Source organism: Pseudomonas fluorescens HK44 (assembly GCF_000217955.3).
Taxonomy (GTDB): Bacteria; Pseudomonadota; Gammaproteobacteria; order Pseudomonadales; family Pseudomonadaceae; genus Aquipseudomonas; species Aquipseudomonas fluorescens_AQ.
The window spans coordinates 63,090-77,693 of sequence record NZ_AFOY02000015.1; the positions used below are offsets into that span (position 1 = coordinate 63,090).

Annotated in this window: 9 protein-coding genes and 1 pseudogene; 8 read left to right on the forward strand and 2 right to left on the reverse strand. The window is 59.9% G+C overall.

Annotation, left to right across the window (positions count from 1 at the left end):
• Positions 1-214 precede the first annotated feature (214 nt).
• Entirely contained in the window at positions 215-1,267 is a 1,053-nt protein-coding gene (locus HK44_RS13050) for an AraC family transcriptional regulator (protein ID WP_019691068.1), read from the reverse strand.
• A 354-nt stretch (positions 1,268-1,621) separates the two neighbouring features.
• On the opposite strand from HK44_RS13050, the gene HK44_RS13055 reads away from it, so the two are divergent.
• The 7 genes and pseudogenes from HK44_RS13055 (at position 1,622) to HK44_RS13085 (ending at position 12,827) form a co-directional block, all read left to right on the forward strand.
• Complete coding sequence (locus tag HK44_RS13055) at positions 1,622-2,188, forward strand: RBBP9/YdeN family alpha/beta hydrolase (protein ID WP_019691067.1); 567 nt, start codon at positions 1,622-1,624, stop codon at positions 2,186-2,188.
• A 128-nt stretch (positions 2,189-2,316) separates the two neighbouring features.
• Positions 2,317-4,332, forward strand: coding sequence for a DUF1302 domain-containing protein (locus HK44_RS13060; RefSeq protein WP_019691066.1), 2,016 nt, complete (start codon positions 2,317-2,319; stop codon positions 4,330-4,332).
• Positions 4,333-4,372: 40 nt separating this feature from the next.
• Positions 4,373-5,731: a DUF1329 domain-containing protein gene (locus HK44_RS13065; protein WP_019691065.1), complete on the forward strand. Its 1,359-nt coding sequence runs from the start codon at positions 4,373-4,375 to the stop codon at positions 5,729-5,731.
• A 70-nt stretch (positions 5,732-5,801) separates the two neighbouring features.
• Positions 5,802-6,875: a WD40/YVTN/BNR-like repeat-containing protein gene (locus HK44_RS13070; protein ID WP_019691064.1), complete on the forward strand. Its 1,074-nt coding sequence runs from the start codon at positions 5,802-5,804 to the stop codon at positions 6,873-6,875.
• A gap of 31 nt (positions 6,876-6,906) precedes the next feature.
• On the forward strand, positions 6,907-9,441 hold the full coding sequence (locus tag HK44_RS13075; RefSeq protein ID WP_019691063.1) for an efflux RND transporter permease subunit: 2,535 nt from the start codon (positions 6,907-6,909) through the stop codon (positions 9,439-9,441).
• A gap of 7 nt (positions 9,442-9,448) precedes the next feature.
• Positions 9,449-11,158, forward strand: a complete 1,710-nt coding sequence (locus tag HK44_RS13080; protein ID WP_019691062.1) for an acyl-CoA dehydrogenase C-terminal domain-containing protein — start codon at positions 9,449-9,451, stop codon at positions 11,156-11,158.
• A 24-nt stretch (positions 11,159-11,182) separates the two neighbouring features.
• Positions 11,183-12,827, forward strand: a pseudogene (locus HK44_RS13085) (fatty acid--CoA ligase).
• Between the two features lie 182 nt (positions 12,828-13,009).
• Here the strand turns inward: HK44_RS13085 and HK44_RS13090 are convergent.
• Positions 13,010-13,495, reverse strand: coding sequence for an Lrp/AsnC family transcriptional regulator (locus HK44_RS13090; protein WP_019691061.1), 486 nt, complete (start codon positions 13,493-13,495; stop codon positions 13,010-13,012).
• Positions 13,496-13,866: 371 nt separating this feature from the next.
• Here HK44_RS13090 and HK44_RS13095 point away from each other — a divergent pair, with 371 nt between their 5' ends.
• Entirely contained in the window at positions 13,867-14,289 is a 423-nt protein-coding gene (locus HK44_RS13095) for a DUF2000 domain-containing protein (protein ID WP_019691060.1), read from the forward strand.
• Positions 14,290-14,604 lie beyond the last annotated feature (315 nt).

Genomic DNA, 14,604 nt, shown 5'->3' on the forward strand with positions numbered 1-14,604 from the left:
TACCCTGTGGCGAGGGAGCTTGCTCCCGCTGGGGTGCGAAGCAGCCCCAAAACGGTCGCCGCGTACTTTCTGAAAAACCGCAGTCGCCTTGTTGGGGGCGCTTCGCACCCCAGCGGGAGCAAGCTCCCTCGCCACAGGGCATACCGGTTCTTTCGCGGCGACTGTACCAGCAGTCGCCGTTTTTTTTGCAATCCCTGCGTCCATTTCAATGGGTTCAGCGTTCTGTGGAGCCGGGCAGGGTGGTCGGGGCCATTGGTGCTCTGACGGCCTGTTTTTGTGCACTGCGCCACGCGGCGGGTGGCATGCCGAACTGGGTGATGAACCAACGTGTGAAGGAACTCGCCATGGAGTAGCCGAGCATGTCGGCGATCCGGCCCAGGGAGTAGTTCGGGTTTTCCAGGTAGCGCAGCACCAGGTCGCGGCGCACGTCGTTGATCAGGTCGTTGAAGGCGCAGCCGTCGTCTTTGAGGCGGCGCTGCAGGGTCCGAACGTTCATGCCCTGGGTCTGGGCGATCTGCTCGATGGTGGCGCGCCCCATCGGCAACAGCAGGTAGATGGCTTTGCGCACCTCGAACAGCATCGACGGTCCTTCGTGGCTCAGCAGTGAGTCGAGGTAGCTCTGGGCGTAGCGAGCCATGGCCGGATCGGCATGGGGGTTGGTCATGTCGAGGCTGGCATCGGAACAGACGATGCCATTGAACTCGCTGCCGAACTCCAGGTTGCAGCCGAACAGGCGACGATGCAGTTGCAGGTTGTCGGGGGGCTGGTGGGTGAAGTTGACGCTGTAGGGATGCCAGTGCGTGCCGAGCAGAGCGGCGCACAGGCGGAACATCACGCCGATTGCAAGCTCGGTGGCCTGTCGGCTGGGCATCGGTGATTCGGTGACCACCTCTTCGCGAATGATCACCATCTTGCCGGCCTCTTCAATGAAGATGGCCAGCGAATCGTTCATCAGATGACGGTAGTGCACCACGACTTGAAAAGCATCACGCAGCGTACGCTGGTGGCTGAGCAGCAGGCTGACCACACCGAAGTCCGAGAGCTGGCGCGATTCGGCCATGCTCAGGCCGAAGCTCTGACAACCGCTGGCGGCGGCCGACTCTTCCAGCAGACGCACGGCGGCATCGATGGGAATACGGTGTTCAGGGGCTTGCAATTGGGCCTTGCTCAGGCCGACGGCAGCCAGTAAGTCGCGCGGGTTGAACCCCAGGTACTGACTGACCTCCAGGTAGTTGGTCAAGACGGCGGCGCGAACAAGCTTGGTCATGCGAAGGTCTTTCCTGGGCAGATTCCGATGGAAATGAGCGTGGCGACTATATCCAGCACATCATCAATTGAACAGTTGTGACGTCATCGATGGCACTCCCCCAATGCTGTCCGCAATGACGGTCGCCTTATGGATCAATCGGCTCACATCCATTGATTACAGTGGCCTGGGCCGGAGCTGTCGTGTTTTTTGATCAGTGGTCGCGCCACGCCAACACCTGGAAATCTGTCATCAAAAGAAAAGTCACTGACGCCAAATGAAAAGCGCCTCGGGTGGGCGCTCTTTAATGTCGGTACTACAAAAAGCTTCTGGCGATAGAGCCGGTCGAGTCATCGAGAAAGCGAAGGTGTTGATGTGGACAAACTGCAAACTGCCGCAACCGTTCTGATCGTACCGGGCCTGCGCGAGCACGTTGCCGAACATTGGCAAACGCTGCTTGAGACCCGCCTGAGCCACGTGCGCAGTGTGCCGCCGCTTGAAACCGACAAGCTCGACTGCAGCAAGCGGGTCCAGGCGATCCAGCACGAACTTACGCAGATCGAAGGGCCGGTGATTCTGGTAGCCCACAGTGCCGGTGTGTTGATGGTCGCGCACTGGGCTGCTCGACACAGTCGCCCGATCAAGGGCGCTCTGCTGGCCGCTCCACCGGACCTCGATGCCACTTGGCCGCCAGGCTACCCATCCGCTGAAACGCTGCGTACCCATGGTTGGGCCCCTTTACCCCAAGGCCCGCTGCCGTTTCGCAGCCTGGTGGCCGGCAGCACCAACGATCACCTTGCCAGCCTGGATGCCGTCACTCGCATGGCGAAAGGCTGGGGTGCCGAACTGCTCACTCTGGGCGCAGTGGGGCATCTCAATCCGGCTGCGGGCTATGGCCGCTGGCCGCAAGCCGAAGCACTCATCCTGGAGTTGGACCGCTAGTTCAGGCGCCGGTTGGCCGCAGGCCTTCGGCAATTGCCCTCATTCCTGAAAAACGCAAACCACTGGAACAAGCGGTTGCGTGAGGGCGGCTGCGCTTAAAACAACTACAAAAAAGCGGAGACAACGCAATGCACAACAATAAGAAGCGTCACGGGTTCACGCCCTCGCGTTACAGCGTGTTGGCCTCGGCCATTCTGGCCGCCGCCATGCCGGCGGCGCATGCGGTCGAACTCGATACGGGTAACCCGGACTGGACCGCGCGTTTTGATAACACCGTCAAATACAACTACGGCGTGCGCACCGAAAACGCCGACAAGCGCATGTTAGGGACGCCGAACAACAACGATGGCGACTACAACTTCCGCAAGGCCGGCACCAACATCACCCACCGCATTGACCTGTTGACCGAGATGGATGTGGTCTACAAGAACAGCATGGGCTTTCGCGTCAGTGCTGCCAGTTGGTACGACAAGGCGTACGAGAACACCGGTTCGAACGCCAATCCGTTCGTCAACGGCAATGACGCAAGATCGGGCCTGGTCGCCAACGACCCACGCCTTGCCGCGGTCACCGGTGACAATGTCGGCAATGGCAGTCCCCACCTGAGCAACTATGCCCAGCGTTACTACACCGGTCCCTCCGGCGAAATCCTCGATGCCTTCGTGTTCTACAGCACCGAAGTGGGCGAGGAGTCGCTGTTGAGCGTCAAGGCCGGTCAGCACAACGTGTTCTGGGGTGAAACCATCCTCAACCCGGTGCATTCGATCAGCTATGGCCAGTCCGGCCTGGACCTGGCCAAGCTGGCAGCCTCGCCGGGTACCGAAGCCAAGGAACTGTTCGTTCCGCGTAATCAGCTGTCGATGTCGTTCACCGTCAATCCCGAGTTGACGGTGGGTGCCCAGTACTTCCTGGATTGGAATGCTGCCCGCCTGCCGGAGGCCGGTACCTATTATGGCGGTTCCGATCTGGTGGGGTTCGGCGCGCAGTCGTTCCTGCTGGGCAACACCAACGCCGTGGTGCCCGGCAGCCCTCTGGGTTGCGGGCTGGCGCCTTGCAACGGGCTGACCAACGTGCGTCGTGGCCACGACCTGACGCCGGATAAAAGCGGAGACTGGGGCGTGATGGCCAAGTGGTCGCCCGCCTGGCTGGATGGCACGCTCGGTTTCTATTACCGCAAGACCTCGGACATTTTGCCTCAAGCCTGGTTGAACGCCACAGGGATCAGCTCGGCCAATCCCAACGGGACTCCGCCAGCGGGCATGGTGCCGGCGGTCGTCAATACGCTGAACTCGCTGAGCACCAGCACCTATCAATTGGCCTATGCCGACAACATCCACATCTTCGGTCTGAGCCTGTCGAAAGAGATAGGCGGCGTCAGTGTCGGCTCCGACCTGAACATCCGTCACAACATGCCGCTGGCCAGCATCCCGGCCATTCTCAGTTCCACCGGACCGCTGGGGCTGGGTGCCGGTCTGGGCCTGTTGCCGGCTCGTACGGCGCAGACCGGTATCGTCTATGACGTCCCGGACAAGGGCGACAGCATGAGTGCCACCGGTGACACGCTGCACTGGACGCTCAACGGCCTGATGACCCTGCCCAAGACGCCGGTGTTCGATTCGGCAACCCTGCTCACCGAGCTGTATTACAGCAACCTGCTCAAACTCGATAGCAAGAACCAGGCGCTCTACAAGGGCAACAGCAGCTACCGCGGCGTCGATGCGCCGACCCGGGACAACTGGGGTATTGCAGCCAACTTCACACCGACCTGGTACCAGGTCTTCCCGGGTGTCGACTTGAACATGCCGATGTCCATCAACGTGGGGCTTGCCGGCGTTTCACCGGTGTCCGGTGGCGGTGCCAAAGACACCGGCAACTATGCGGTCGGCGTCGGTGCCGTTGTGTACAACAAATACTTTGTCGACCTGAAGTACGTGGACTCCTTCGGCAAGACCGACAAGTGTGACGTCAGCGGCGTCAGTACCGGCGCGGCCAATGCCGGCAGCGGTGACGGCTCCACACCGAACGCCTTCAGCGGCAACGAAAACTACGCGTGTTTTGGCGGTGGCTATTCGGCCTTTTCCGGTGGTGGTGCAACCACCGCAGACCGTGGCGCGGTTTACCTGACGATGAAAACCACCTTTTGATTCACGAATGGCTTAGTCACCTGAGCAGGAGAATAACAACATGAAATTCGTGCGTACTTTGCTGGGCGTTTCTCTGGCCATGGCGGTTGCCGCTCAGGCACAGGCCGCTGTATCGACTCAGGAAGCCGCCAGGCTGGGCAGCAGCCTGACCCTGGTCGGGGCTGAAAAAGCCGGGAATGCCGAGGGCTCTATTCCTGCCTATTCGGGGGGCTTGACCACGCCGCCGGCCAGTTTCAACACCGGTGACAGCATGCGGCCGGACCCCTTTGCCGACGAAAAACCACTGCGGGTGATCGACGGCAAAAACGTCGATCAGTACAAGGGTGAACTCACGGCGACCACCGTGGAACTGGCCAAGCGTTTCCCCAGTTTCCACGTCAATGTCTATCCAACCCACCGCACCGTCGCACTGCCCAAGGCTGTGCTGGACAATGGCGTAAAAAATGCCACCGGCGCCAAGTCCCTCGAAGGCGGATTGGCGATCGACAACGTGCTGCCGGGTGTGCCGTTTCCGATCCCGCAGTCGGGCAACGAGGCGATGTGGAACTTCCTGCTGCGCTATCAGGGCGTCAGCATCAACTCCAAGTACGACTCGTGGAACGTCGACTCCGCGGGAGTGCCGAGCCTGGCAACCACCGGGCAGGCGTTCATTTCCTATCCGATCTACGAAAACCTGGCGCAGCCGATCAGCAGCGCCGACGTGTACTACCAGATGAAGCTGTCCTACACCGGCCCTGCGCGCCGGGCCGGCGAAGCGGTGATGCTCAAGGACGCCGCCAACCCGTTGCAGCAGCCGCGCCGTGGCTGGCAGTACTTGCCTGGCCAGCGTCGGGTAAAACTGGCACCGAACCTGGCCTACGACACGCCTAATCCAGGCACTGCCGGTGCGGGCACCTACGACGATGTCTTTGTGTTCAACGGTGCGCTGGACCGCTACGACTGGAAGCTGGTGGGCAAGCAGGAAATGATCGTGCCCTACAACACCTACAAGCTGACCTACGCCCAGGACCCCAAGTTACTGACCACCGCCAATCACCTGGCACCCGACTACGTGCGCTGGGAAAAACACCGGGTCTGGGTGGTGGAGGGCAACCTCAAGGCCGGCGCGCGGCACATCTATCAGAAGCGTCGTTTCTACCTCGATGAAGACAGCTGGACCGCTCTGGCCTCCGATCAGTACGACGCCCGTGGTCAGTTGTACCGTGGCTCCTTCGCATTCCTCAGCCAGAGCTATGACAAGCAGATCCCGGATTCCACGCCCTTCATGATCTACGACCTGGTCGGTGGCTCCTACAACATCAACGGTGTGGTGGGGCCGTACGGCGGCATCAAGTACATCGATCCGCTCTCCAAGGCGCAGTGGTCGCCGGAGTCCCTGGCGGGGTCCGGCATTCGCTAAGCGAACACCAGATTTGAACGTCGGGCTGCACGGTTGTGTGCCCGGCGCGGCTATCCGAAGAGGACGCGGTATGTGTTCGTACAAAAAGTACCTGCAGTGGGCGCTGGGCACCCTGCTGGCAATGTTGCAGGGCCTGACCCAGGCGGCCGGTTATGTCGATGTACTGGATCTGCCGGCCAGGGCCAGTGCCTTGGCTGTCAGCAGCCCGTTGTCAGGCATGGCGCGCGCGGGTGAGCGATTGATTGCGGTCGGGCAACGAGGCCACATTCTCTATTCCGATGATTCCGGCAAACACTGGCAGCAAGCCGCGGTGCCGGTGAGTGCCGATCTCACGGCGGTGAATTTCCCTTCTGCCCTGCAGGGCTGGGCGGTCGGCAACGACGGCGTGGTGTTGCACAGCAGCGACGCCGGGGCGACCTGGCGCAAGCAACTGGACGGTCGCCAGATCGGTGCCTTGCTGGTCCAGCATTATGGGGCGTTGGCCAGTGCAGAACCCGGCAACGAACAATGGCCACTGCTGGCTGCCGAAGGCCAGCGACTGGTCGAGCAGGGCGCTGATAAGCCCTTGCTCGACGTCTGGTTCGCCAACGACCACCTCGGGTATGTGGTCGGTGTGTTCAACCTGATCCTGCGCACCGAGGATGGTGGCCAGAACTGGACACCTTTTCAGGACCGTACCGATAACCCGCAGGGCTTGCACCTCAACGCCATCGCCTCTGTCGGCGATGCGGTGTACATCGCCGGCGAGCAGGGCCTGTTGCTCAAATGGGATGAGGCTTATCAGCGCTTCGCCGCCGTGCAAACACCCTATCAGGGCAGCTTTTTTGGCGTGGTTGGCAAGCCCGGCGAGGTGATTGCCTATGGCTTGCGCGGCAATGTGCTGCGCAGCGCGGACGGCGGCCTCAGCTGGACTGCGCTCGACAGTCGCCTGCACGTCAGCATCACCGCCGGCATCGTCGACGCCAGCGGTCATTACCGCTTGTTCACCCAGGGCGGGCAGATGCTCGTCAGTCAGGGGGCTGGCGCGGACATGCACCTGGTGCGGCAACCCGAGCCGTCCCCGGTGGCTGGCGCCACTCAGGCCGCCGATGGCGCGCTGGTGGTGGTTGGCAGTCGTGGTGCACAGGCACTGCCCAATGAATAAGACCTCGAACCCTTAGAGCGAGAACCCAGACATGGGCAATATCAAGCAAGACACCATGCCGGTGATCCGCGACGTGCGTGACTTCGACCGCCGCTCCGGTAACCGGCTGGAGCGGATGGTGTTCAACTATCGCCCTCTGTTCATGCTGCTGATGGCGCTGGCCACTGTGCTGCTGGGCTACATGGCCGCAACACGCCTGGAACTGCGCCCCAGCTTCGAGAAAATGATTCCGCAGAGCCAACCGTATATCCAGAACTTCCTGGAGAACCGTCAGTCACTGCGCGGTTTGGGTAACTCGGTGCGCGTGGTGGTCGAGAATACCCGGGGCGATATCTTCGACCCCGCTTACCTGGACGTGCTCAAACAGGTCAACGATCAGCTGTTCCTCACCGAAGGTGTCGACCGCGCCTGGATGAAGTCGTTATGGAGCCCGGCGGTGCGCTGGACCGAAGTCACCGAACAAGGCTTCCAGGGTGGCCCGGTGATGCCCGATACCTATGAGGGCAAGCCTGAGCAAATAGAACAGTTGCGCCAGAACATTTCCCGCGCCGGACTTGTCGGCAACCTGGTGGCCAGTGACTTCAAGTCGAGCATGCTGATCGTACCGTTGCTGGACAAGGCCGCGGCCGGTGGTCAGAGCATCAACTACCACGGGTTCTCGCAGATGCTTGAAGAGCAGTTGCGCGACAGGATCGAGTTCGCCGGCGACAGCGCTGCCCGCAAAGCCGGAGAAGAGGGCAAGGGCCAGTACAAGGTCCGGGTGATCGGTTTCGCCAAACTGATGGGCGACCTGATTGACGGCCTGATTCAGGTGATGATGTTCTTCGGCCTGGCCGTGATCACCTCGCTGGTCATTATTTTTCTCTACACCCGCTGTGTGCGCAGCACCTTGCTGGTGGTCGGCTGCTCGCTGGTCGCGGTGATCTGGCAACTGGGCATCGTTGCCTGGCTGGGCTATGCCATCGACCCGTACTCGGTGCTGGTGCCTTTTTTAGTCTTCGCCATCGGTGTCTCCCACGCGGCGCAAAAGATGAACGGGATCATGCAGGACATCGCCCGGGGCACTCACAAACTGATCGCTGCACGCTACACCTTTCGCCGTCTGTTCATCGCCGGCGTCACCGCGCTACTGGCTGACGCCGTGGGTTTCGCGGTGCTGATGCTGATCGACATACCGGTGATCAAGGATCTGGCCATCACCGCCAGCATCGGTGTCGCAGTGCTGATCTTTACCTCGCTGTTGCTGATGCCCGTGGCGCTTTCCTATGTCGGCGTCGGCAGCAAGGCTGCAGAGCGCGCCTTGAACATCGACACCCGGGCGGACGGACACAAGGGCTTTGGCAAACTGTGGGACTGGCTCGACCGTTTCACCACGGCCAAGTGGGCCACGGGGGCCGTACTGATCGCACTGCTGATGGGCATCAGCGGCTTCGTCATCAGCCAGCACCTGAAGATCGGCGACCTGGAAAGTGGCGCACCGGAGTTGCGTGCCGATTCGCGTTATAACCGGGACAACGCCTACATCACCCGTCACTACGCGTTATCCAGCGACCTGTTCGCGGTGATGATCAAGACGCCTGCGGAGGGCTGCCTGAGCTACAAGACACTGGTCCTCGCCGACCGTCTGGCCTGGGAACTGCAGCAGTATCCGGGGGTGCAGGCGACGTCCTCTCTGGTCAATGCCGTGCGCCAGATCACGGCCGGGACCTATGAGGGCAACCCCAAGCTCAACAGTATCCAGCGCAACCAGGACGTCTTGAACTATGCCGCGCAGCAAGCCTCGGTCAACTCCCCGGAGCTGTTCAATACCGACTGCTCGCTGATGCCGGTGATTGCCTTTCTCAAGGACCACAAGGCCGAGACCCTGGATGCAGTGGTCGGGATCGCCGACACCTTTGCCCGCGAAAACAGCAGCGATGATCGCCGGTTCCTGCTGGCTGCCGGCACCGCCGGCATTGAAGCCGCGACCAACATCGTGGTGCGCGAGGCCAATCGCACCATGCTGCTTTACGTCTATGCGGCGGTGACGCTGTTCTGCCTGATGACCTTCCGCAGCTGGCGCGCGACGCTGGTTGCACTGTTGCCGCTGGTGCTGACCTCGATCCTTTGCGAGGCGTTGATGGTGGTCATGGGCATTGGCGTGAAGGTGGCGACCCTGCCGGTGATCGCACTGGGCGTCGGGATCGGTGTGGACTACGCGTTGTACCTGCTCAGTGTGCAGTTGCATTACCAGCGTCAGGGCCTGCCGTTGGCCCAGGCCTACCGCAACGCCGTGTCGTTTACCGGCCGGGTGGTGGGCCTGGTGGGCGTCACCCTGGCGGCCGGCGTGGTGTGCTGGGTCTGGTCGCCAATCAAGTTCCAGGCGGACATGGGCATCCTGCTGACCTTCATGTTCCTGTGGAACATGCTCGGCGCGCTGATTCTGATTCCTGCCCTGTCGTATTTCCTGCTGCGGGGGGTGTCGCTTGATCGTCGCCCTGTTCCGGAGGCCCCTCAGGGGCCGGCCGGTGCAACCGCCCCAACCCAACCTTCGGGCATGCGTCACGCCCGGACTATTGCGGAGTAAGCCAACGATGTCTGATTACAAAGCCCCTTTGCGCGACATGCACTTTGTCCTCAACGAGGTCTTCGAGGTGTCCAGGCTATGGGCCCGACTGCCCGGCCTGGCCGAGGTGATCGATGAAGAGACAGCCGCCGCGATCCTTGAAGAGGCTGGCAAGATCAGCGCCGAAGTGATCGCGCCGCTGAACCGCAGCAGCGACGAACAAGGCTGCACATGGAGCAATGGGACGGTGACTGCCCCGGACGGTTTTGTCGCGGCTTACCAGGCGTTCGCCGAAGGCGGTTGGGTGGGGGTGGGCGGCGACCCGCGATTCGGTGGCATGGGCATGCCCAAGGCCATTTCGGCCCAGGTCGAGGAGATGGTCAATTGCGCCAGTCTGTCGTTTGGCCTGTACCCGATGCTGACCGCCGGGGCGTGCCTGTCGATCAATGCCCATGCCAGCCAGGAACTCAAGGAGCGTTACCTGCCGAACATGTACGCCGGCACCTGGACCGGTTCGATGTGCCTGACCGAGGCCCATGCGGGCACCGACCTGGGGCTGATTCGCACCCGAGCCGAACCTCAGGCCGACGGCAGTTTCAAGGTCAGCGGCAGCAAGATTTTCATTACCGGTGGCGAGCACGACCTGAGCGAAAACATCATTCACCTGGTGCTGGCCAGACTGCCGGATGCGCCCGCCGGCCCTAAAGGTATTTCGCTGTTCCTGGTGCCCAAGGTACTGGTCAATGCCGATGGCTCGCTGGGCGAACACAACGCGCTGTCCTGCGGTTCAATCGAGCACAAGATGGGCATCAAGGCATCCGCCACCTGCGTGATGAACTTTGACGGCGCGACCGGCTGGATCGTCGATGCGCCGAACAAGGGCCTGGCCGCCATGTTCACCATGATGAATTACGAGCGTCTGGGCGTGGGGATCCAGGGGTTGGCGTTGGGTGAGCGTTCGTACCAGAACGCGGTCGAGTATGCCCGTGACCGTCTGCAAAGTCGTTCGCCGACGGGCGCACAGAACAAGGACAAGGCTGCCGATCCGATCATCGTGCACCCGGATGTACGGCGCATGCTGTTGACCATGAAGGCCTTGAACGAAGGCGGGCGGGCGTTCTCCAGCTACGTGGCCCTGCAACTGGATACGGCCAAATACAGCGACGATGCGCCAACCCGCACCCGTGCCCAAGAGCTGGTGTCGTTGCTGACCCCGGTGGCCAAGGCATTTCTCACCGACATGGGGCTGGAAACCACGGTGCATGGCCAGCAGGTCTTCGGTGGTCACGGCTATATCCGCGAGTGGGGGCAGGAGCAATTGGTTCGCGATGTGCGGATCACTCAGATCTACGAAGGCACCAACGGCATCCAGTCACTGGACCTCGCCGGACGCAAGATCGTTGGCAGCGGCGGGGCGCTCTACCGTTTGTTCGCCGCCGTGGACACCCTCGACGAGTTGACTGCGTGGCTGCTGGATCGGGCACAGAATAACCCGAATGAAATCGGCGCCGCCTCGGTCGAGTACCTGCAGGTGTTTGGCTACACCGCCTATGCCTACATGTGGGCGCTGATGGCCAAGGCGGCCTTGGGCAAACAGGCCGACGATGATTTCTACGCCAGCAAGCTCGGCACCGCACGCTTCTATTTTGCCCGGCTGCTGCCGCGCATCCACTCGTTGAGCGCTTCGGTCAAGGCCGGCAGCGAATGCCTCTACGAGCTGGACGCAGTGCAGTTCTGATCGAAAGGACAAGGAACCCCAACCATGATGGCGACAAAAATAATTCCGCCCGCCGACGGCGCCTATGCCTATCCCTTGCTGATCAAGCAATTGTTGCTGTCCGGCGTGCGCTACGAACCGGGTCGGGAAATCGTATACGCCGACAAACTGCGCTACAGCTACCAGACCCTCAACCAGCGGATCCGCAGGTTGGCCAACGCCTTGACCGCTGCCGGGGTCAAGGCCGGAGATACAGTGGCGCTGCTTGACTGGGACAGCCATCGCTATCTGGAATGTTTCTTTGCCGTACCGATGATCGGCGCGGTGCTGCACACCGTGAATATTCGTCTCTCTGCGGATCAGGTGCTCTACACCATGAACCACGCCGAAGACGATCTGGTGCTGGTGCATGATGATTTCCTGCCCCTGGTCGAGCAGATTCAGGGGCAGCTCAGTACCGTCAAAGGCTACTTCCAGCTGACTGACGACACGGCAACCGACACGTCTCTACCCGTGCTGGGGGAGTATGAGCAGCTGTTGTCTCAAGTGGCAGACCGGTACGAGTTCCCTGACTTTGATGAAAACTCGGTGGCGACCCTGTTCTACACCACGGGCACCACTGGTGACCCTAAAGGCGTGTATTTCACTCACCGCCAGTTGGTGCTGCACACCTTGAATGCCGTGGGCACGCTGGGTGTCTATCAAGGTCTGCCGCTGCTGCGTTCCGATGATGTCTACATGCCCATCACTCCGATGTTTCACGTGCATGCCTGGGGGGTGCCTTATGTTGCCACCCTGATGGGACTCAAGCAGGTGTACCCCGGTCGTTATGAGCCCAACCGCCTGGTCAGGCTGTACCGAGAAGAGCGCGTTACGTTTTCTCATTGTGTACCGACCCTATTGCAAATGATCCTGGGCTGCGAGGAAGCGGCGCAAACCCGTTTCGATGGCTGGAAAATGCTCCTGGGGGGCAGCGCCCTGACGCTGGGCATTGCCAGCGAGGCGAGCGCCAAAGGTATTCGCGTACACAGCGGCTACGGCATGTCGGAAACCTGTCCATTGCTCTGCACGACGTACCTGCGCGATAAGGAGCTGGAGCTGCCCACACAAACCCAGTTGGCCATTCGTATCAAGACCGGGACACCTGTGCCGATGGTCGATCTTAAAATCGTCGATGCCAGCGGCAATGATCGTGCCTCACGACGGAGAGTCTCTGGGCGAGATCGTGGTACGTGCACCCTGGCTGACTCAAGGTTATTGGAAGGCGCCCGAAAAGGGCGCCGAGTTGTGGCGCAACGGTTGGATGCACACCGGCGACATCGCTTCTATCGACGCCTTGGGCGGGGTGGAAATCAAGGATCGAATCAAGGATGTCATCAAGACGGGAGGGGAGTGGATCAGCTCTCTGGAGCTGGAGAGCCTGATCAGCGAGCACTCGGCCGTCATGTCGGTCGCGGTCGTGGGCATTGCCGATGAGCAATGGGGCGAACGGCCGATGGCGCTGGTGGTATGCGCGCCTGGGCAATATCTCGACCGCAAGATCCTGGAGGTGCATCTGCAAGGGTTTGTCGAGCGTGGCCGTATCAATAAATGGGCGATCCCCAAGCAGTTCAAGTTCGTCGCCGAAATTCCTAAAACCAGTGTTGGGAAGATTAATAAGAAACTGATTTGGGAAAGCGAGTTGGGGTGAAAAAAGGTGTGGCGGATGCTACGTCAACCCAGACCAATTCCTGACGTGACAAAGCCCAGTCTGGTGCTGGGCTTTGTTGGATTTTGGATTCATGCGCGTAACACAGGGCAGGCCTTTACCCTGGCGACAGGGTGAGTGCCGGTGCGCGAGTTTCTGGCTAACTGAGGTCTTGAAAGGTTTGTTCAGGCTTCTTGGGAGCGCTTGACCGGGAACGACACGAAAGGCTTGATCTCCTTGAGCACGAACATGCTTTGCATCTCCTTGATGCCGGGTAACTGACGGATGACCGACATCGCGAAGTCGGCAAACGAGTCGAGATCGCGTGCCACCACCTGCAACAGGAAGTCAGCATCGCCACCGATGCTATAGCACGCCACCACATCTTCCAGCTGCATCACTTCCTGCTCGAACTTTCTGGCTTCGGCTGCGCTGTGATGGTCAATGCTGACCCGGATGAACACCATCACTCCCAACCCGATCCTGCGTCGGTCCAGTACCGCCCTGTAACCTTGAATATAGCGGTGTTCTTCCAGCTGTCGGACCCTGCGCCAGCAGGGCGAGGCAGACATGCCGATGTGGTCGGCCAAGGTCTGGTTGGTAATCCTGCCGTCCTGTTGCAAGGCTGTAAGGATTTTGACATCTGTCAGATTTAGCGTCTGATCGGTCATAAATTCCGCGTCCCTGTGATAAAGAGGTAGATCCTACCAGAACGCATCGACCCGGCAATTAAAATAGAAATTTTTTCCCCGGCTAAAGGGGATAAGATTTTTTCAACTTCTAACGTTGAAGTTGCCACGCTTTAGCCTCTATGCGCAAACCGATGCCGGACGCGTCGTTGAATACATAAACCACAGTTGGTCGCTTCCTTTTCCGAAGGACGCGATTGCAGGGTGATAAATGATTCTTCATCTTGGCAGGTAGTGGATATTGACATTGGTAGTGACACTACGAAGTGTGTCGGGTTGCTCGATGGTTGGGCTGACTTCGGTGTAACAAAACTCGAAGAACTGAAGGTTTATTGATAGTCGTGGAGGATTCAATGAATTTTGATGCTGCCGTTCACAAATGCGTGATTGTGGTCGACAAAGCACTGGGGCTGGGACATGCGGCCAATGCTATCAGCGTTATCGGCGTCAGCCTGGGGCGTTCGGTAGAAGGTCTGGTCGGACCGGACATGCAAAGCCGTGACAATGTCAATTACCCCGGAGTCATCTACGCGCCGTTGCCGATTCTGCTGTCCACCAATGAGTATTTGCAGGCACTTCAAGAGAAAGCGCTGGCGGATGATGAAATTCACAGCATGCCATTCAGCGCCCTGGCGCAATCCTGCAAGACGTATCAGGAGTATGAGGCGCGTATCTCCGAGGCCGATAGTTCAGCCATAGAATTGGTTGCCATTGGCTTGATTGGACCACAGAAAAAAATCAGTAAGTTGACCGGCAATCTTTCACTGTTCAAATGACAAGGAGGTTGTAGCGTACGCTTTACTCAAGCCTGAGTTTCTGGAGTTGGCACGTACCGTTCATCAATAACAAGCGGTGTTTGAGAAGGAGGGTATCTCCAGCGGGAGTTGAATGATATTCAGCTTGGGGCGTATTAAAAACATACTCCGTTATGTCAAGGCGTACTCGCATTTTTTACCTGGGTAGATAGTCTGTTTTATCTGACAGTGCCATAGATGAACTTGACTGGAATGCATCGGATTGGCCGTGCAGGATCTGGTTGTGTCACGGGAAGTCGTCAGGCAGTGGGGCGCGGCATCCCGTTGATAACTTTG

Excerpts from the sequence above, each read along its gene's own strand:
- HK44_RS13050 (WP_019691068.1), bottom strand. The coding sequence starts at position 1,267 with ATGACCAAGCTTGTTCGCGCCGCCGTCTTGACCAACTACCTGGAGGTC.
- HK44_RS13060 (WP_019691066.1), top strand. The coding sequence starts at position 2,317 with ATGCACAACAATAAGAAGCGTCACGGGTTCACGCCCTCGCGTTACAGC.
- HK44_RS13065 (WP_019691065.1), top strand. The coding sequence starts at position 4,373 with ATGAAATTCGTGCGTACTTTGCTGGGCGTTTCTCTGGCCATGGCGGTT.
- HK44_RS13070 (WP_019691064.1), top strand. The coding sequence starts at position 5,802 with ATGTGTTCGTACAAAAAGTACCTGCAGTGGGCGCTGGGCACCCTGCTG.
- HK44_RS13075 (WP_019691063.1), top strand. The coding sequence starts at position 6,907 with ATGGGCAATATCAAGCAAGACACCATGCCGGTGATCCGCGACGTGCGT.
- HK44_RS13080 (WP_019691062.1), top strand. The coding sequence starts at position 9,449 with ATGTCTGATTACAAAGCCCCTTTGCGCGACATGCACTTTGTCCTCAAC.
- HK44_RS13090 (WP_019691061.1), bottom strand. The coding sequence starts at position 13,495 with ATGACCGATCAGACGCTAAATCTGACAGATGTCAAAATCCTTACAGCC.
- HK44_RS13095 (WP_019691060.1), top strand. The coding sequence starts at position 13,867 with ATGAATTTTGATGCTGCCGTTCACAAATGCGTGATTGTGGTCGACAAA.